General features: G+C 32.7%; 1 protein-coding gene. It reads right to left on the reverse strand.

Annotation, left to right across the window (positions count from 1 at the left end; genetic code table 11):
* Positions 1-463: 463 nt before the first annotated feature.
* Positions 464-973: a MepB family protein gene (locus KI363_RS21545; protein ID WP_212967608.1), complete on the reverse strand. Its 510-nt coding sequence runs from the start codon at positions 971-973 to the stop codon at positions 464-466.
* Between the last annotated feature and the right edge of the window lie 36 nt (positions 974-1,009).

The raw sequence follows: 1,009 nt of genomic DNA on the forward strand, positions 1-1,009 counted from the left end.
GTCTTTCGCAAATCACCACGCACACAGAGGCTCCATGTCAAGCCTTCAAATACACATTTAAATAAGTTTCGAAGCACAATGAAAAAAATTAACTTTTATGTGTCCTAAATATTGACGTAGATCCATAATTTATATAACTAGCACGCTATTTTATCTTGCCTTGGTATCAGATTGTCTTTTGTATTTAAGTTGAAAAATTAATTCAAACACAAAGGCAACTAAGAGACCAATCCAAAAGATAAAACTTGGGGAAAATAAACTAATTTCCGTTGCTAAATAATAAAAATAGTTTATTGCTGTTATAAGCACATAAGTATAAAAACCAAAAAAAGCTCCCTTTTTCCAATTGAGTGATTCCCTCTCATTCATCGACTTGAAAAGCCTCAAAACATCACTTCCCTAACTTTGCAAAATGGCCCGATTCAGGCACAGAGTTTCTTCAACAACTACGCCCGATAGAGGATTAAAAAGAATACAGTTCTATTATTTTTTCTAAGGATAATTTATTCGGATTACACATATCAACAAAATAAGGTAACTGCCATTTTTGAGTTTTCATCGCTTGTTTACTACTCGGACTATCCCAGCTAGGATAAACTCTTATTGCCATTTTGCCCTTTGTTGAAGTAGACCTAAGAATGTTCTGTTTTAAAAGAACTTCTTTTGGAAAAATAAATTGACCAAACTCATTTTCATTTTTAAAGGTAGTTATAACCAATAAATCAGGGGCTTCCTCATATAAGTAGGGTTGATTTTTATTACTTTCGTCTTTTTCCCAAAATGCAACAAACTGCCCTACTTTGGTGGGAGTTATATTTGCAACTCTGAAACGAACTGTTCTCGAAGATAATCGAAATGTACCGGCACCATACCTAGAATTTTGCTTTTCTTCTTGAACCGAATTTACAGTTAAATCATTTGGCTCGTAAATCATTTTATTTACATAATTTAATATTGTATAAAAATCATTCATTATTCCACCCCCTTAAAACTCCACGTATTGTCAAAA

Origin of the sequence: Lederbergia ruris, from assembly GCF_018332955.1 — a bacterium.
Lineage (GTDB): Bacteria > Bacillota > Bacilli > Bacillales > Bacillaceae_C > Lederbergia > Lederbergia ruris.

Bases quoted from the DNA above. Each gene is read 5' to 3' on its own strand.
- KI363_RS21545 (WP_212967608.1), bottom strand. From the start codon at position 973: ATGAATGATTTTTATACAATATTAAATTATGTAAATAAAATGATTTAC.